Consider the following 17,617-nt stretch of genomic DNA (forward strand, 5'->3'; position numbering starts at 1 on the left):
CCACTATCTTGTAAATTAAATTAGGTCATCATTATGAATAAACAGAACATACTGAACCGCCGACGTTTTTTAACCGGGTCCTCTTTGGTCCTTGGCGCCTCAATGCTACCTACAATTGCTAGTAGTGCAATAAGTATGGGTCAGAATAATGCTGTCGTTAACAGCGATAAAAATTCGGATGAAGTGTCGGTGTTGACTGGTAATGAGTTTGACTTATACGTCAGCAAACAGCCCGTCATTGTCAACGGTAAAAAAACTACAGGAACACTCATTAACGACTCATTGCCAGCGCCAACGCTGAAGATGCGTGAGGGCGATACAGTCGTGATACGTGTCCATAATCAGATGGATGAGTCAACTTCTATTCACTGGCATGGTTTGCTAGTACCCTTTGAGATGGACGGCGTACCTGGCATCAGCTTTGCTGGTATTCCTGCCAATAGCACCTTCACTTATCAATTTAAGTTATTACAGTCGGGTACTTACTGGTATCACTCGCATACTGGCTTTCAAGAACAAACGGGTATGCGTGGCGCCATCGTCGTGGAGCCTAAAGGACGAGAGCGCAATCCAATAGCAGAAGATCACGTTATCTTGCTTAGTGATTGGACAAATCGTGATCCACATAATTTACTAAAACTGCTCAAGCAAAGAGCAGACTTTGATAACTATCATCTGCCTGACTTCAAAAAGCTACTTTCAGATATTGCCAAAACAGATCTAGAGGCCGCGTTTGATAAGCGTAAAATGTGGAATCAGATGCGCATGATGCCCACTGATTTTACTGACTTATCGGGTGAAAATACTTTTACCTATCTTATGAATGGTAAAACTACAGCAGCCAATTGGGTACAGCTCGTAAAAGCTGGACAGCCGGTTAAGCTACGTTTTATTAATGGCTCAGCACAAACTATCTTTGATGTGCGTATACCGGGTCTCAAAATGACCGTGGTTTCAACGGATGGTAATGATGTCGAGCCAGTGGCTGTTGATGATTTTCGCATTGGCGTTGCCGAGACTTATGATGTCATCGTCACCCCAACTAAAGATGCACATACCATCTTCGCCCAGAATATAGACCGTTCAGGCTATGTTGCTGCAAAGCTTGCTACATCCAAGGATGCCCGTTCTCCAACGCCTGCCATGGACGAGATTGAATGGCTCACCATGGCCGATATGATGGGGGCCATGGGCGCAAATGGTTATGACGCCCGTCATGCTAAAACAGAATACGATTTCAAGAGTGATATGCGTGTGGATAGCCCGCGCATCAATATTGATGACCCGGGTATCAACCTGCGGAAGATTGATAGGAAAGTACTAACCTATAGTCAATTACGTTCTGTAGAAGAGCAAGTACTTGCTGAACAACTTAAACCTACTAGAGAGATTGAACTACATTTAACGGGAAATATGGAGCGTTATATCTGGGCGCTAGACGGAGTCATGTTTAAGGATGCCACTCCTGTTAATATCAAGCCAGGTGAGCGAGTGCGGATCACCTTAGTCAATGACACCATGATGAATCATCCGATGCATTTACATGGCATGTGGAGTGACCTGCGTACGCCATCAGGTGAGTTCCAAGTGAGAAAGCATACCATTGTAGTGCAACCGGCACAGAAAATTAGCTTTGATGTGACAGGAGAGGTTGGTCGATGGGCATGGCACTGTCATTTGCTGTATCACATGGAAGCCGGTATGTTTAGAGAAGTTGCCGTTGTTTAAGTCAGTCTTTGATAGGTGAGAAATAAGATGAAAATGCATAAAGTAGGTTTTAATATTACTGTGTTGCCAGTATCTATATTATCAGTATCTATGTGGCTAGCCATACCCTTGGCGAATGCAGCGGGCCCCTATGACTCTATGAATAAGACAAAAATGCCAGACAGTGATATGTCGGGCATGGATCACAGCAGTATGGATATGTCGGATATGGATCATAGCAGTATGGATATGTCAGAGATGGACATGTCGGGCATGGATCATAGCAGTATGGACATGCCAGATAGTGATATGTCAGGTATGGACATGTCGGGTATGGATCACAGCAGTATGGATATGTCGGGCATGGATCATAGCAGTATGGATATGTCAGAAATGGACATGTCGGGTATGGATCACAGTAGTATGGATATGTCTGGCGATATGGCGGGCATGGATCACAGTAAAATGAATATGTCAGAGATGGACATGTCAGGTATGCAAGGTGGCGAGGCGCCATCCAATGCCCGAAGTCCTGATTACTCAAATGGTGTTCCTTATGGGCGTCACGGTAAGCCTATGATGATGGGTAGCATGCCGTTATGGAGCGTTTCAGTAGATGATTTAGGTTATCAATTTGATGACGATCAGATTAATTATGAGGCTGAAGCTTGGTATGGTACAGATAGTAGTCGTCTCTTTTTACGTAGCGAAGGTAATATCCAAACTAAAGGTGATAAAGAAATTGACAGCTTAACATCACTGTCTTATTGGAAGCCACTGAGTATTTTTTGGAATGGTCAAGCTGGTGTCGCTTATGATACCGAAAACGATAAGCCAGCAATTATGGCTGGTATTGTAGGTACCATGCCTTACTTTATCGAAACGGATGCTAGAGCGTATCTATATACTGATGGCCAAGTCCGGCTTGATCTTGGCGCAGAATACGAGTGGCGTTTGAGTCAGCACTGGGTAGTAATACCAGAGGTAGGTCTGTCTGCCTTTAGTAAAGATGATGTTGACAATCATATTACTAAGGGCTTCAATGAACTAGAGACTGAGGTTAGACTCACTTACGAAACCCTAAACCGCCAACTGGCTCCTTATGTGGGCCTGAGTTATGAAACGGCTCTTGGAGGTGCTCGTAGCCAACGACGTCAAGCAAGTGAATCTGTTGACAACAGTAGTTTGACTACAGGTGTCAAATTCTGGTTTTAACATTAGTAAATTTACAGCAGTTACATTACGAATCAGGGGTTACATTACGAATACTTCTGATCAAAACAACATGAATCATCAAAGGTATATGCACCCTTATATGAAGTTCTCATTGATGATTCTGACGTCTACGATTTTAATGGTACGTCTAACCATATAAGTCTGTTTATTCAAAGCTGTTTTTCACCGCAGATTTAAAATCTCACTACTGAAAAAAGTAATAAAAAACTGAATAAGTATGGAGCAAAACAGGGATACTCGGTATCAAAAAGATAGCCTGACATTATTAGGGACGGTTATGCTAGGTACCGGTGTCATGATTGGCGCTGGTATTTTTGCGTTGACTGGGCAGATGGCTCAGATGACAGGCTCGCATTATTAGCATGTATCATGCAGTTTTACTCAATTAATTTACTTCGGTACTATCATGAAAAGTCCATATAATGTAACCATTTACATATACATTATATTATAAAATAATATGTAATAATAGATACAATGATAGACATGACGGATACCGTCAACCAAATTAGATAAGGAGTTACCATGATATTTCGACAATTATACGAACCTCTCTCGAGCACTTATACTTATTTGCTAGGGGACGAAGACACAGGTCAGGCTGTCCTCATTGATCCTGTCATCGCGACAATGGACCGCGACTTGGCCGAAGTGCATAAGTTAGGGTTGAATTTAGTTTATACCGTTGATACGCATATTCATGCGGATCATATTACTGCGGCGCTAGAGTTGAAGCGTGCCGTTGGCAGCAAGATCGCTGCGCCTGCCTACGACCGACTGCCATGTGCGGATGTCGGACTCGAAGAAGGCATACCTTTGAAGGTTGCTGGCATTACCTTACACCCGCTACATACGCCGGGGCATACCGCTGGGCACTTTGCCTATCTTTTTAACGAGCGCGTGTTCACTGGGGATGCTTTGCTCATCGACGGGTGCGGCCGTACGGACTTCCAGAACGGTGATGTCGATGCACTTTATAAATCTGTGCGGCACAAGTTGTTTTCTTTGCCAGACGACACGCTAGTCTTCCCCGCGCACGACTATCAGGGGCGCTTTGTGTCTTCAATCAATCAGGAAAAGAAGCGCAATCCACGGCTTGGTGGGGATATAACAATCGAAGAGTTCAAGGTCATCATGGATAACCTGAACTTGCCATATCCAAAATTTATCGACTACGCTGTTCCAGGCAATCAGCAATGTGGCGTTTGCCCAGATGACTTGCCAGACAACCTAGCCCATTATTGTCGGCAGATGACACAGAGTCCACAGGGCTAATATGACTGGTTTCAGGGAAATTGACGATGGCCAGTTCATCGGATCCCAACCGGGTCAGGAATAATGGAGTAGATTACATCAATATGATGGTCAATTTAATCAGGCAAAAGTCGATTATTTATAAGATTATCTTAGAGCGATGTCATTAACGGGCATTCAACATTCCCGTACTGAGCTCGCACACTACCATTAATACTACCATTAATACTAATACTAATACTAATACTATGAATTATGGAGAAATACTATTATGAACGGCATGATGAATGGAACAATGATGAACGGAACAATGATGCAAGGCATGGGCTGGGGAATGATGATTGTCTGCTTGTTGTTTGCACTACTATTTCTTGCCCTACTCGTACTGATAGTTAAGGCGCTTCTAAAATACCTACGTAAACCAGACTAAAGATCATAATAAATAACTGAATTTGGCAGTAGAGAAGCAGTGTTTGATTACTAATTGTGCAGAGTCTAAACCTCTACTCACCGTCCTCAAGGAGTGATTTTATGAAACAAGATATGCACAAAGAAAAAGACCATAATCACGCAAGCGGTAGCGGCACGGCTAATACAGAGGCAAAACCCATCAAAGGCGGCAAGTACGATAAGGTACCCGCTGGCTACAGCGGAACAATCTATATCTGCCCGATGCATCCAGAAGTGAGAGATGTTGAAGACAGTGGTTGTCCACTGTGTAAAATGTCTCTCAAACCTGAAGATACGGTTGCTGAGATGGCAGGCATAAAAGATGATCACGCAAGTTGTCACAGTCATAATGACAGCACTTCGAATACAGACGCAAAACCCATCAAAGGCGGCAAGTACGATAAGGTACCAGCTGACTACAGCGGAACCGTATATATTTGCCCGATGCATCCTGAAGTCAGAGATGTTGAAAATAGTGGCTGTCCAATATGCGGTATGGCGCTTGAATCAGAAACGGCTACTATTGGCGAGGAGGACACCTCAGAGCTTGATGACATGACTCGCCGTTTCTGGATCTGCACGGTGCTGACTATACCGCTATTTCTATATGCAATGAGCGACATGGTCGGTATAAATCTAGACAGCCTTATTCAGGGCGGTCAGGGCGATACCTCCGGTCAGATCGCTCAGTGGATTCAGCTGGCGCTTGCGACACCGGTGGTACTATGGGGCGCGGCGCCATTCTTCGTTCGTGGCTGGCAATCCGTGAAAAGTCGAAACCTGAACATGTTCACTCTTATTGCAGTGGGCGTAGGCGCAGCCTTTGGTTTTAGTCTGGTAGCCACCTTTGTTCCGGGTATTTTTCCAGACAGTTTCAGGGACGCCTCCGGTCGGGTCGGGGTGTACTATGAAGCAGCAGCGGTTATCACCACACTAGTACTATTGGGTCAGGTTCTAGAGCTCAAAGCTAGAAGTCAGACCTCAGGCGCGATTCGTGCTCTACTTGAGCTGGCACCACCAACCGCAAGACGTGTTGATGAGAACGATATCGAGACAGAAGTGTCACTTGACCAAGTGATCAGTGGCGACAGACTGCGAGTCAAGCCAGGAGAGAAGCTCCCTGTAGACGGTACTGTGCTAGATGGTAACAGCAACGTCGATGAGTCAATGGTAACGGGTGAACCACTACCTGTTGCAAAAACAGCAGGAGACACGGTTACCGGCGGTACGGTGAACGGTACTGGAACCTTATTAATTGAAGCAGTTGATGTCGGTGATGACACCGTATTATCCAAAATAGTCAAGATGGTTGCCGAAGCTCAGCGCAGCCGTGCGCCAATACAGAAACTGGTGGATAAGGTAGCGGGTTGGTTCGTGCCAGTTGTTCTTATCTGTTCTGTTATAACCTTTATTATTTGGGCAGTATTTGGACCTGCGCCTGCAATGGCTTTTGCATTGGTCAATGCTATCGCGGTATTAATTATAGCTTGTCCTTGTGCATTGGGACTTGCCACGCCAATGTCGATCATGGTTGGCACCGGCAAAGGTGCCCAGAATGGCGTGCTCATCAAGAACGCTGAAGCGTTAGAGAGCATGGAAAAAGTCGACACCATCGTTGTCGACAAAACCGGAACACTGACCGCAGGCAAACCAGAACTCACCGCTATCGAAGCGCTTGGCAACTTAAATGAGGATGAACTCCTTGTGTTAGTAGCCGCTGTTGAGAGCGCCAGCGAACATCCTCTAGCAGAAGCTATTGTCAATGCTGCGAAGGCAAAGTCTCTTGATACTGCTAAAGCCAGTGATTTTAGTTCGACCACCGGCGAAGGCGCGCAGGCGCTGGTTAATGGCAAGCAGGTCGCTGTCGGCAACTCAAAATTCATGGAGCGCCTTGATAGTTTTGACAGTGCGCTTTCAGAACGTGCCGACAAACGCCGGAAGGACGGTGAAACCGTAATGTTTGTATCAGTAGATGGACGAGCCGCTGGTTTGATTTCAGTCGCCGATCCGATTAAGCCTAGTACCAGTGAGGCGATATCACTGCTACACAAAGCTGGACTGCGAGTGGTCATGCTGACAGGTGACAATGAGATAACAGCTAGAGCAGTTGCTAGCAAACTTAATATTGATGAGGTGCATGCTGACGTCTCACCAGAAGATAAGAATCGCATTATCAAAGAGCTACAAAGTAGCGGTAAAATCATAGCTATGGCGGGTGATGGTATTAACGATGCTCCAGCCCTTGCGCAAGCGGATGTCGGTATTGCAATGGGTACTGGCACAGATGTGGCTATGGAGAGTGCAAGCATCACCCTAGTGAAAGGCGATCTAATGGGGATTGTCAGAGCACATAAACTGAGCCATTCTACGATGCGTAATATCAGACAGAATCTGTTTTTTGCATTCTTCTACAACGCGCTCGGCATACCGCTCGCTGCGGGAGTGCTGTACCCATTCTTTGGACTTTTACTTAGCCCAATGATAGCAGCCGCTGCCATGAGTCTTTCTTCAGTATCTGTTATTGGTAATGCGCTGCGATTGCGTCGCTTGAAGCTGTGATGTTAATGCTATAAAAATATAAGGATATCGTTATGGGTAGTTTTTCTATTACACATTGGCTGATTTTATTGGTGGTAGTGGTGGTCGTATTTGGCACCGCTAAACTTAAAAATGCTGGCAAAGATTTAGGCGGTGCAGTCAAAGGTTTTAAAGAAGCGGTCAAAGATGAAGAGACTGGGCGCGCTCGAAAGAATCGTTTACTTGACTATGAAAATAGTACTTCAGATAGCGATTCAAATATACAGTCTGGCACTCGGCCTGATAATATGGAAATCAACCCTGCTACCACTGATGACAAGCACAAAGTATGAAGTGCGCCGCGTATAAATGGCGATACTCAATAGCCCATTAACATATGTGACTGTCACGTTTGATATCGGATTTTCCGAGTTACTCTTACTGGGCGTCCTAGCACTGATATTTTAACTTCAGGAAATAAAAAAGGTAACCAGTGCCATCTTAAGCGCACTCATTACCTCTTTTACTGATTACTCAAGTTTTGCTCAGTCCAACGATAATAGTAGTTGCTATAAGCTTTACATGTGATCGACTATTGATAGTGCGCTGAGACCACGCAACTTAAAGCATTGATATACTGCCCTTACTAAAGAGTTGTAAATTATTCAGGGTTGTCATTAATGAATTTAACTAAAAGTTCAGCCAGCTTCTCGCCTTGGTCTTCCTGAAGAAAATGTCCACCGTCGGCAATAGTTGTGTGGTCTTGGCCTTTGGTTCCGGGAATGAGTTTTTGCATTATCCGATCACCACCGGCAGTGATTGGGTCGGAATCGCTGAACAGCGTAATGAAAGGCTTGGTCCACTTGCTCAATTCAATCCAAGCAGCACGGTTATTGGCTGAAGCAGGGTCATCTGGCGTCGTGGGTACGAGCAGCGGGAACTGCCTGGCTCCTTCTTTATATGACTCATCAGGAAATGGCGCATCGTAAGCATCGATGACCGCCTGCGGCAGCTCCGTGGTAGTGCCGCTATTGATTGTTTTTCCGACATGAAATTGCGGTGTTTCTTGTGAAAATTGCTGCCATTTGCGAAAACCTTCTCCTGGATCGTGATCGCCGGTGGGCAGCATGGTATTGCCAGCTGCTACCCGAGAAAACAGCTCTGGATTAGCCGCTACTAAGCGCAGGCCGATCAGGCCACCCCAGTCTTGGCAGAAAAGAGTAATGTTCTTCAAGCCTAATTGGTCGAGTACCGATTGCATCCAGTCGACATGGCGCTGGTAGGTATAATCAGTACGGGATGTAGGTTTGTCTGACCGACCGAAACCCGGAAGGTCTGGAGCAATAACGCGATATCCTGCTGCAGTCAGTATGGGGATTATTTTACGATATAGATAACACCATGAAGGCTCCCCGTGCAGCAGTAACACTGAATCGGCATCTTTTGGGCCTTCATCGAGGTAATGCACCCGTAGTTCACCTCCTTCGCTATCGTCAACCATTAAATATTGCGGAGCAAAATCATAATCGGGAAGGTTCGTAAAACACGAGTCGGGAGTTCTAAGCGTTTTCATATATCGTCCTTGTATGAGGTAAATGACCGCGCATTATGACGTAGCTGCCGAAAATCTGGCCTATCACAGGCGGTCGAATCAGGTGGCCAAGGCAAACCAGTTTGCGCTTAAACCCATCAAATGCGGTTCAGGATCAGAGTTTTCGCGTACCAAACAATATTTTTATTTCAAGCCAGTTTTAGGCTGTGAAAGCAAAGGTATCTATCGTAACAGTAAGCCCACTCAATGCGTCTTCAAAAGTATACTGAATCAGGACTATACCGTACAAACAATTGTTCATGCAACAGGGCGATCACTAAAGATTGGTGGTAGTGTAACAATAGAGAAGGTAGACGTCTGTCTTTATAGCTATGACGGACAGTTTTTACTATGTAATATGCGTACTTATAAGAGATAGACCACTAAGCTTCCATGTCCAACTGGCTAGCCATCGTGGCTGATGACCCCAAAAGTCAGTTCATGTTTCTGGAGTACCAGTGAGTCTATCGGCCACCTCAACAGCGGTATTGATACTGCGATACTAAATTCTTTTGAATCCGAGTATGTCGATGGTGCGTTAACATGCCAAGGTCAGAAAATCTATTTAGTCTACAATCGGTTTATTAACTTCGTATTTGAGGACTCTTAATTGTTAGGACTCTTAATTTGTAGGACTCTGACCATGCGCTATAATTAAAATACCTTAAAAACGCTACGGTACTGCTGGTATAAGCTTTTTGCAGCCTCTGTCTGCGTAGGCACAGCAAGCAAGAAAAATTTATGCCAGCGGTATGTTATGTATCGATATTACTTTTTATTGACTATATTTAAAGGTTAGCCTCTAGATAATGCTTAAAATAGACCACAAAAAAGGACGCTTAGGCGTCCTTACTGATTGCTTTGTTTTGCTTATTTCAATATAGGTAAAATACCTTAAAAACGCTAGGGTACTGCTGGTATAAGCTTTTTTTAGCCTCTGTCTGCGTAGGCACAGCAAGCAAGAAAAACTTATGCCAGCAGTAGGTTATGTATTGATGTTACTTTTCATTGACTATACTTTAAAAAGCCGGCTGCCGTCTAGGTATTGCGCTCAAAAATTCCATACGTGCTTGGTTGTCATGGACAAATTCACCTAGCATAGCGGTTGTACGGGTAGTTGAGTGTTGCTTATTGACACCGCGCATCATCATACACATGTGGGATGCATCCATCACTACCGCCACGCCGCGACAGCCAGTCACATCCATAATAGTTTGTGCCACTTGTTCGCTCAAGTTCTCTTGAACTTGTAAACGACGAGCAAACATGTCTACGATACGAGCAAATTTTGATAAGCCTAGTACTTGCCCATTGGGTAAGTAACCAATATGCGCGATACCATGAAAAGGTAGCATATGGTGTTCACACAAGGAATAAAACTCAATGTTTTGTACCAATACTAACTCACGATTGGTCGATGGGAACAAGGCACTATTGACTACCTCATCTAGGTTTTGATGATAACCTCGAGTCAAATGAGCAAAGGCTTTTGCTGCGCGCATGGGCGTATCTCCAAGACCTGGACGTTCTAGGTCTTCGCCAGTTGAAGTAATCAGCTGACGATAGGACTCAATGCTTTCTTGATAGTTTGATGTTATTGTTGAGGTATTACTCATAAGTTTGGCAGCCATCCAAAATGTGGGTGTAGCTTAACGCTAAATCCTATTTTGTAAAGGATTTTTTAAAAATTGTGCAAGCTGGAAAGGACTGTGATTATACTTGAAGTCTGCTCAATTTCATACTGCTATGGACAATGCCCAGTGGTTTAATAAATGCAGGTTAAGACTAAGTGCCAATAGTTTACGACTGTTTACTTAATTTGATTCGTGTATAATGCAACATCTTCTCATATTCATTGGGCTGCAACTCAGTATTGGTTATCTACCATATCGAAATTAGCAGTCATTCGATCGGTCAACAAGGAATTATTATGCTACTTCAAGGACAACGCTTTGTCGTCACCGGCATCGCCAGCAAACTCTCTATCGCTTGGGCTATTGCTGAAGCATTGCATCGTGAGGGGGCATCTTTGATTTTGACCTATCCAAACGATAAAATAAAAAAACGGGTGGATATGGCAGCTGAAAAATTTGAGGCTGATTTAGTACTTGAGTGCGACGTGGCGTCTGATGACTCTATTGCTGCCTGTTTTGAGCAAGTCACGGCCCATTGGGGTGATGGTATTGATGGCGTGGTACATGCGATTGGTTTTGCACCAATGGATCAGCTCAATGGTGATTTTACCAGTGCCACTACTCGTGAAGGCAGCCAAATTGCTCATGATATCTCAAGTTATAGCTTTGTCGCTTTGGCCAAAGAAGCTCGCGAGCTACTAGCAATGCGTCACGGTTCTATGCTGACCTTAACTTATGAAGGTAGCATTTCTGTATTGCCAAATTACAACGTGATGGGTATGGCAAAAGCCAGTCTAGAAGCCAGTGTCCGTTACCTAGCAACCTCAATGGGCGGTGAAGGTATTCGTGTCAATGCTATTTCAGCCGGACCTATTCGTACTCTGGCAGCCAGTGGCATTAAGTCATTTCGAAAAATGCTCGATATTAGTGAAAAAATCGCACCCTTACAGCGTAATATCAGTCAGATGGAAGTGGGTAATGCGGCGCTATTCTTGCTATCACCATGGGCATCCGGTATAACGGGCGAGATTATGTTTGTTGATGCAGGCTTCAATACTGTGGCTATTAGTGAGCAATTAATGATGCTTGATGAGCCTCAAAAGTAATCGAAATTAGTAAGTCAGTCGGTTAGCAGCTGGTAATTCACCATTTAAAATTAACCGCTGGCTCTTGTGAATATAAGGAAGACAGCCAAAAGCTGTCTTTTTTAGTTATACTAAGCGTTTTTTCCGGTAATGAGCTTTTAGGCAAGGGCAATGATCACTAAACTACCGAAGTGGATACTGTGGGGCGGGGCGGTACTAGCGTTTAGTGCCGGCTGCGTCAGTACGGCAGCGTTGATGGGTTTTACCAGTCTATCGGTATCGCATGTCACGGGCAACGTTAGTCTGTTTTCAGCAGCCGTAGCGCATTTTGATGGTCCCAGTATTTTATATATTGGTGTCTTACTATTGGCATTTTTGGCCGGGGCTATATTAAGTGGTTTTGTGATTGGGCAAACCTCTCTAAAGCTTGGTACAACCTGCGCGAACGTCGTAATAGGCAGCGTAAAGGGGTCTCTGCGTATGAATCATTAACCAGGAAATGTGTTAATGATTGGCTGACACTTCTGGGCTTTCCTCCCTCAAAAACTGCTCACTAAAACACCCATTTTCACCTAGATTATCTTACCGGTTCCACACTTGTTGAACTGGCAATAGAGTATGGATTGTTACCCTAAATAATCCTGATTTGATCGGTCCCTTTATAAGCCTATTTTTTATTCTAACGTGGATAGATAAATCAGAAAACCATTTTATATCATGTTGTTATTGATTTTTGGTAATGGTAATGGTAATGGAAATGGGTTGTATTATATTTTAATCATTTGACATAAGGTTTAACTCGCCGCTAAAGCAAACGAGAATGCGCCCTGATAATGTTCAAGAATAAGTATTATTGCAAGATCATTTTATTAGCGATGGCAACAGCATCTTTGATTGTCCGCGAGAATTGAATTTCCCCCGGTTTATAGCGGACTCCAGCACGGCGTAATTTCACCACCATTCTTGGTTCTAAGTTATTAATAACTAATCCTATATGTTGTCTGGCAAGACTATCCTTAATCGATTCAATGGTGACAATTGCACTCATATCAAGCATATTAACCTCAGACATATCCAGTATAACAACGCGAAGATCCGGCGTAACAATGGAAATACTTTGCAGCGCTTTTTGCGCAGATCCGAAAAATAATGGTCCGTTAATATCATAGATGACAATATTGTCAGCGAGCTCACCGTGGAGTTCATGGTTTTTTTCCATTTCGGTTGTCTGGGTCAGCGTAATACTTCTGCGGATAAACAGCAGAGCAGATAACCCCATTCCCACTGCGACAGCAACCGTCATATCAAAGAGTACCGTTAGTGAAAAACATAAAATCAAGACAATAACATCATCCCTTGGCGCGACTTTAATAGTGTGAATAAAGTGTTTCGCTTCACTCATATTCCATGCTACTACCAATAATAAAGCCGCCATTGACGCCATCGGGATATAAGCGAGTAAAGGCGTAAGCGCCAGTATTGAACCAAGAATAAACAAACTGTGTACTACGGATGCGAGCGGAAAACTCCCCCCAGCTTTAATGTTAGCAGCGGTGCGGGCAATGGCTGCGGTTGCAGGTATGCCACCAAATAACGGGGCAATCATATTACCAATCCCTTGCCCGATAAGCTCATCATTGGGATTATGTTTTTTGCCTGACATACCATCAGCGACGACTGCACATAACAATGATTCAAGTGCGCCTAATATTGCAATGGTAATCGCGGCGGGTAATAGCATTTTGATAAGAGCAAAACTCAAGCCAATGGGATTACCGTTGGCGTCGGGTAAATTCCATGGCCACTCAAATGCCGGCAAAATTGCCGGGATGCCATCACCAATTAGACCATTGATTTCATAGTGAAATCGACTGGCAATGGTTGCAACAGAAAAATCTTGACTTAGCAGGCTAAATAACCATGCAGAGATGGAGCCCACAAGGAGTGCGATCAGATGTCCCGGTATTTTGGATCGCATGTAAGGCCAGAGTAACAATGTGATAATAGTCAGTGCGCCAATTAACAATTCTTGCCAGTTGATAGTGGGTAATGAAGACACTATCAATAAAAGCTTATCCAGATAGTCCCCATTTAGCGCTTCTATGTTGAGCCCTAGAAAATCTTTTATCTGCAACGTACCGATAACAACACCAATACCAGCTGTGAATCCGATAATGACCGGGTAGGGAACAATCTCAATAAGCTTGCCGAGCTTGCCAACCCCCATCAATATCATAATGATACCCGCCATAAAACCACTAACGAGCAGTCCCCCTATGCCAAACTGCTGAACAATTGGCAATAACACAACGACAAACGCCGCAGTGGGGCCTGATATATTCACTTTAGAACCGCCACTCAGGGCAATAACAATGCCGGCGACAATAGCCGTGTACAGTCCATGCTGAGGTGGGACACCACTTGCAATGGCTAACGCCATAGATAGCGGAAGCGCAATCACGCCGACAGCTAACCCTGACAGAATATTCTCTTGAATATCTGAAAGTGTTATTTTGCTTGCTAAGGATTTTCTTAATGCTGAAAACAATGTGTACTCGCTTATTGAGCGCTAACGCCCTAATCTGGGAAATCTAATCAATTTGGTGGGTTAAAATCAAGAATAAGTCTTTGTTGCCAACGTCAATAGTTAACAATAACTTAATCAAACGTTCTGCCATCACTGATTTTTTCTACACAATCTAGGAGCGCTTATTGACCTGGTTCGCTATGAGGCGGCATAGTTAATAATATGCAATCTTGGTATCATTAATAAAGCTGTCTATAATACTAATATTATAAACAATCAGTTAATCAGACTTGGGTAGTAAATCACTGATGCTATTTGTAGAGGTAGCATGTCAGCTTTGCTAAGAATCATTGAATTATTAAAACGATTTGTACACTTTATACGCCTTAGAAATTGATTTTGAAAGCTATATTAACGTTATAGCAAAAGAATTAATAAAGAAAACAAGGTTTAGGCAGGAAAAACGCGCACTAGCAAGGTCTTAGTTGCAGGTGATCGTTATTCTCTTTGCACAAAATCCTCTGCCACGATGTTGAACAGTCTTAGCGGGCCACGAAGTGGTAAAGAATACGACGTTTTGCATAAGACTCACCACGCAGGCAGGTTAATTTTAACCACTAAGACTGATCATCTTTTTAGTTTTTTTGGTATAGTTACCCGAGGGCGACATCCAAAGTCATCATGAGAGCAAAACCTACCATGACCCCGACGGTGGCAATATCTGAATGTTTTTCGGCCTGGGATTCCGGGATTAACTCCTCTGCCACAACATAGATCATCGCCCCTGCTGCAAAAGACAGAGCATAAGGCAATAGAGGCTGCATATAGACAACTGCCAAAGCGCCAACCACACCGGCAACAGGTTCGACCATGCCGGAAAACTGACCATACATAAAGCTCTTTTTCCTAGACATCCCTTCTCGCCGGAGAGGCACGGATACCGCAGCCCCCTCTGGAAAATTCTGAATACCAATACCGATAGCAAGCGCAATGGCCCCGCCGATTGAGGCTGCGGGATGTCCTACTGCAGCGGCACCAAAGGCAACACCCACCGCCAAACCTTCAGGAATATTATGGAGGGTAATCGCTAGCACCAAGAGCACAGAACGTTGCCAACTGGTTTTTATGCCTTCAGCTTCTTTTGTCGGAAAACCAGGGTGCAGGTGAGGCAGAATCTTATCGATCAACCAGAGAAAACCACCACCAGTGAGGAAACCTATGAGAGCAGGCACCCAAGGGGTCCCGCCTGTTTCTTCCACCATTTCAATGGCAGGGGCTAGCAGCGACCAGAAACTGGCTGCAATCATAACCCCTGACGCACTGCCGAGCATGCCATCCATCACCTTTCGGTTGATGGTTTTGAAAAAAAAGACCACACTTGCGCCAAGTGCTGTTACAAACCAAGTGAAACAAGTCGCGAGAAAAGCCTGCATCACGGGAGAAAGTTGCAAAAACCAATCGACCATTTTACCTGTTCCTTAAAATGTATTTAAACAGACTCAAAGACTCATTCGCGCGCTGTTGATGCCGCGTTTCCAAGTGTGCAACTTGCGCCTTGGTTACGATAACGCTTTGTCCGAGTCTGCCAGATGGACTTAACCCTCCTAACAGAAAAAGCGGGACAGCCAAACCTTTTAAGCACAATTATATGTTAATAAAACACGCAATTTATCTCCAAAATGGTCAAGAATTTGTGCGTTCAAGCGACAATCTCAGCTCGCTCATTCTGATGGAAACAATCGGGTCATATTAATACCAAATGAATTAAATTGATGATCAGATTAGGTGTTTTCTAAAAATAAGCAACTAACTGTATTAAAAAGTTAAAAGAAAAAATAAACCTGATCACTTAATAATTTCTTTGGAACCAATCAAACATGGGTAACTCCTTGACAAGGAGAGTCTGAGGGATCAAGCGACGTTATTTAAACCAATTGCTCTGCCAAAAGCAGTTTATATAACAGTAAAAAATATGCCGATACTTGACCGAACACAACTTGAACCCTCAGACAAATTGCATCTTCTCGCAAAAACACTCTTTTGCCAAGCTCATGGCAACATTACTTCTTTAGCCAATTATTTTTCTATCTCCAGAAAAGCAGTCTACGCAGCACGCGATGCTCTGCAGGTAGCATTGAATGCGTTAATTTCTGATAAGGAAAAATCAGACTGCATTATCAGTGTTGCTGTCGATAAATTTCAGTTACGTCGGGCTATCGTGGCTTTATCCATTACATCCGCCAACTCTATTCGCGCCATTCAAGATCAAATTCCCATTATCTACCCTGGCTGCTCCGTTAGTTTTGGTTATATTCAAGGGGTGATCATTGAAGCACAAAAAACGCGGCATTATTTAACAAAACCGTACCATTAGCCAATATTGAAAGTATTGCTATTGAACGGTATACTTTTGCAGGCCAAGCGGTTCAAAAAATTCGCCAGGCTTTTTGCTGTATTAATTTGCTGTATTAATTTTAGGAGCGGAGAGTTAATGACACCTGATGCCGCACAGCGATTGCTTACTCAAGCAATAACGCTCTTACGCAAAACCGAGCACAGAGATTGCAAATTTGTAGCACGCTACCTAGAGAATCGACTCATTGGCTTAACTTCTGCAACATCAGCATTATATCAACGTTTATCAGCGCTCCGATGCCAATACCCTGATGCGGTTATCTCACTGACCTGCCGTATAATTGAACGTAAAAGGAAACTAAAAAAAATGAATCTATGAAAGCGCCGTGATGTGACAATCAAAATAGCGGGCACGTATTATTTACTCGGCCGCGAACTCATTGATACAGAGGTTACTGAAATCATGCGTAAAATAGAGCAACTCCTCCACACTCGGCATATGGCATCAAGTGCCATTGAAGGATTTAATGTAACCTTGCGAAATTATCTTTATGCAAGGAAATGAGTTAATCAAGATTTCTTAGCATTATTTAAAGCTTGGTATGACCTGCGCGAACGTCGTAATGAGCAGCGTAAAGGGGTCTCTGCGTATGAATCATTAACCAGGAAATGTGTTAAGGATTGGCTGACACTTCTGGGCTTCCCGCCCTCAAAAACCGCTCACTAAAACACCCACTTTCACCTAGATTATCTTACCGGTTCCGTATTTGTTGAACTGGCGATAGAGTGTGGATTGTTACCCTAAATAATCCTGATTTGATCGGTCCCTATTTTTTATATCAGTAGCATGATTATTTAGGACAATTAGCGGCGGCAATGGCCTGCGGATTACAAAATGCTATGGTCGCTACGTATAGCAGCGAGGTCATACGTACGACCCATTTGACAGGTTTGACATCCGACATGGGCGCAGCGATTGGTAACTGGCTAACAGGTCGCCGCATCAGCAAATCTACATTAGGCTTTCAAGCTATTATTTGGTATTTTTTTGCGGGGAGGGGGCGGGGTAGTGGGTGCATTTTTATATGCCAGAGTGGGTTATGGCGCGTTATTTGTGCCCATTACGATTGTACTTGCGGTAGCATTTTTTTATAACCATGCATCTGAGCGGCTACCCGAAAAATGCCAACGTAGAAAAAAAGGCGCTCATCAGAGTAATAAGCGCTTTTCTTATAATTTATAGCTTAGTGTTATAGCCTTG

13 protein-coding genes and 2 pseudogenes are annotated in these 17,617 nt (G+C 43.9%); 11 read left to right on the forward strand and 4 right to left on the reverse strand.

Features of this window, described 5'->3' with window-relative positions; all coding sequences use genetic code 11:
• The first annotated feature begins 33 nt into the window (after positions 1 to 33).
• The 7 genes from H4W00_RS08595 (at position 34) to tatA (ending at position 7,517) form a co-directional block, all read left to right on the forward strand.
• The gene (locus tag H4W00_RS08595; protein WP_209957256.1) at positions 34 to 1,728 is read left to right on the forward strand and encodes a copper resistance system multicopper oxidase; all 1,695 of its coding nucleotides are present in this window, start codon (positions 34 to 36) and stop codon (positions 1,726 to 1,728) included.
• Between the two features lie 27 nt (positions 1,729 to 1,755).
• A complete protein-coding gene (locus H4W00_RS08600; protein ID WP_442966444.1) occupies positions 1,756 to 2,922 on the forward strand; it encodes a copper resistance protein B in 1,167 nt (388 codons plus the stop codon).
• A 238-nt stretch (positions 2,923 to 3,160) separates the two neighbouring features.
• Positions 3,161 to 3,304, forward strand: a complete 144-nt coding sequence (locus H4W00_RS08605; RefSeq protein WP_209957258.1) for a hypothetical protein — start codon at positions 3,161 to 3,163, stop codon at positions 3,302 to 3,304.
• A 164-nt stretch (positions 3,305 to 3,468) separates the two neighbouring features.
• On the forward strand, positions 3,469 to 4,218 hold the full coding sequence (locus H4W00_RS08610) for an MBL fold metallo-hydrolase (protein WP_209957260.1): 750 nt from the start codon (positions 3,469 to 3,471) through the stop codon (positions 4,216 to 4,218).
• 259 nt (positions 4,219 to 4,477) lie between these two features.
• Positions 4,478 to 4,627 (forward strand): hypothetical protein, encoded by a 150-nt coding sequence (locus tag H4W00_RS08615; protein WP_209957262.1) that lies wholly within the window; start codon positions 4,478 to 4,480, stop codon positions 4,625 to 4,627.
• Positions 4,628 to 4,869: 242 nt separating this feature from the next.
• A complete protein-coding gene (locus tag H4W00_RS08620) occupies positions 4,870 to 7,206 on the forward strand; it encodes a copper-transporting P-type ATPase (protein ID WP_442966465.1) in 2,337 nt (778 codons plus the stop codon).
• Between the two features lie 32 nt (positions 7,207 to 7,238).
• Positions 7,239 to 7,517 (forward strand): Sec-independent protein translocase subunit TatA, encoded by a 279-nt coding sequence (tatA, locus tag H4W00_RS08625; RefSeq protein ID WP_209957264.1) that lies wholly within the window; start codon positions 7,239 to 7,241, stop codon positions 7,515 to 7,517.
• Positions 7,518 to 7,825: 308 nt separating this feature from the next.
• Here the strand turns inward: tatA and H4W00_RS08630 are convergent, their stop codons facing one another.
• Positions 7,826 to 8,737 (reverse strand): haloalkane dehalogenase, encoded by a 912-nt coding sequence (locus tag H4W00_RS08630; RefSeq protein ID WP_209957266.1) that lies wholly within the window; start codon positions 8,735 to 8,737, stop codon positions 7,826 to 7,828.
• 1,037 nt (positions 8,738 to 9,774) lie between these two features.
• The gene (folE, locus tag H4W00_RS08635) at positions 9,775 to 10,371 is read right to left on the reverse strand and encodes a GTP cyclohydrolase I FolE (protein WP_327193364.1); all 597 of its coding nucleotides are present in this window, start codon (positions 10,369 to 10,371) and stop codon (positions 9,775 to 9,777) included.
• A gap of 314 nt (positions 10,372 to 10,685) precedes the next feature.
• Between folE and H4W00_RS08640 the strand changes: the two genes are divergently transcribed.
• Both H4W00_RS08640 and H4W00_RS08645 read left to right on the forward strand, forming a co-directional pair.
• A complete protein-coding gene (locus H4W00_RS08640) occupies positions 10,686 to 11,495 on the forward strand; it encodes an enoyl-ACP reductase FabI (RefSeq protein WP_209957271.1) in 810 nt (269 codons plus the stop codon).
• Between the two features lie 150 nt (positions 11,496 to 11,645).
• Positions 11,646 to 11,927 (forward strand): annotated as a pseudogene (locus tag H4W00_RS08645) (DUF1275 family protein); the annotation flags it as partial.
• 397 nt (positions 11,928 to 12,324) lie between these two features.
• Here H4W00_RS08645 and dauA read toward each other — a convergent pair.
• Positions 12,325 to 14,022, reverse strand: coding sequence for a C4-dicarboxylic acid transporter DauA (dauA, locus tag H4W00_RS08650; protein WP_327193363.1), 1,698 nt, complete (start codon positions 14,020 to 14,022; stop codon positions 12,325 to 12,327).
• A 632-nt stretch (positions 14,023 to 14,654) separates the two neighbouring features.
• Positions 14,655 to 15,467 (reverse strand): ZIP family metal transporter, encoded by an 813-nt coding sequence (locus H4W00_RS08655; protein ID WP_209957274.1) that lies wholly within the window; start codon positions 15,465 to 15,467, stop codon positions 14,655 to 14,657.
• Positions 15,468 to 15,973: 506 nt separating this feature from the next.
• Between H4W00_RS08655 and H4W00_RS08660 the strand changes: the two genes are divergently transcribed.
• Together H4W00_RS08660 and H4W00_RS08665 are read left to right on the forward strand one after the other, a co-directional pair.
• Positions 15,974 to 16,375 carry a hypothetical protein gene (locus tag H4W00_RS08660; RefSeq protein ID WP_209957276.1) on the forward strand — a complete coding sequence of 134 codons (402 nt, stop codon included), beginning with the start codon at positions 15,974 to 15,976 and terminating at the stop codon, positions 16,373 to 16,375.
• An 827-nt stretch (positions 16,376 to 17,202) separates the two neighbouring features.
• Positions 17,203 to 17,599, forward strand: a pseudogene (locus tag H4W00_RS08665) (DUF1275 family protein); the annotation flags it as partial.
• Positions 17,600 to 17,617 lie beyond the last annotated feature (18 nt).

Source organism: Psychrobacter sp. PL19 (assembly GCF_017875835.1).
Classification (GTDB): Bacteria; Pseudomonadota; Gammaproteobacteria; order Pseudomonadales; family Moraxellaceae; genus Psychrobacter.

Coding starts and splice junctions, on each gene's coding strand:
- H4W00_RS08610 (WP_209957260.1), top strand. CDS start 3,469: ATGATATTTCGACAATTATACGAACCTCTCTCGAGCACTTATACTTAT.
- H4W00_RS08620 (WP_442966465.1), top strand. CDS start 4,870: ATGCATCCAGAAGTGAGAGATGTTGAAGACAGTGGTTGTCCACTGTGT.
- H4W00_RS08660 (WP_209957276.1), top strand. CDS start 15,974: ATGCCGATACTTGACCGAACACAACTTGAACCCTCAGACAAATTGCAT.
- H4W00_RS08640 (WP_209957271.1), top strand. CDS start 10,686: ATGCTACTTCAAGGACAACGCTTTGTCGTCACCGGCATCGCCAGCAAA.
- tatA (WP_209957264.1), top strand. CDS start 7,239: ATGGGTAGTTTTTCTATTACACATTGGCTGATTTTATTGGTGGTAGTG.
- H4W00_RS08655 (WP_209957274.1), bottom strand. CDS start 15,467: ATGGTCGATTGGTTTTTGCAACTTTCTCCCGTGATGCAGGCTTTTCTC.
- H4W00_RS08595 (WP_209957256.1), top strand. CDS start 34: ATGAATAAACAGAACATACTGAACCGCCGACGTTTTTTAACCGGGTCC.
- H4W00_RS08615 (WP_209957262.1), top strand. CDS start 4,478: ATGATGAATGGAACAATGATGAACGGAACAATGATGCAAGGCATGGGC.
- H4W00_RS08600 (WP_442966444.1), top strand. CDS start 1,756: ATGAAAATGCATAAAGTAGGTTTTAATATTACTGTGTTGCCAGTATCT.
- folE (WP_327193364.1), bottom strand. CDS start 10,371: ATGAGTAATACCTCAACAATAACATCAAACTATCAAGAAAGCATTGAG.
- H4W00_RS08605 (WP_209957258.1), top strand. CDS start 3,161: ATGGAGCAAAACAGGGATACTCGGTATCAAAAAGATAGCCTGACATTA.
- H4W00_RS08630 (WP_209957266.1), bottom strand. CDS start 8,737: ATGAAAACGCTTAGAACTCCCGACTCGTGTTTTACGAACCTTCCCGAT.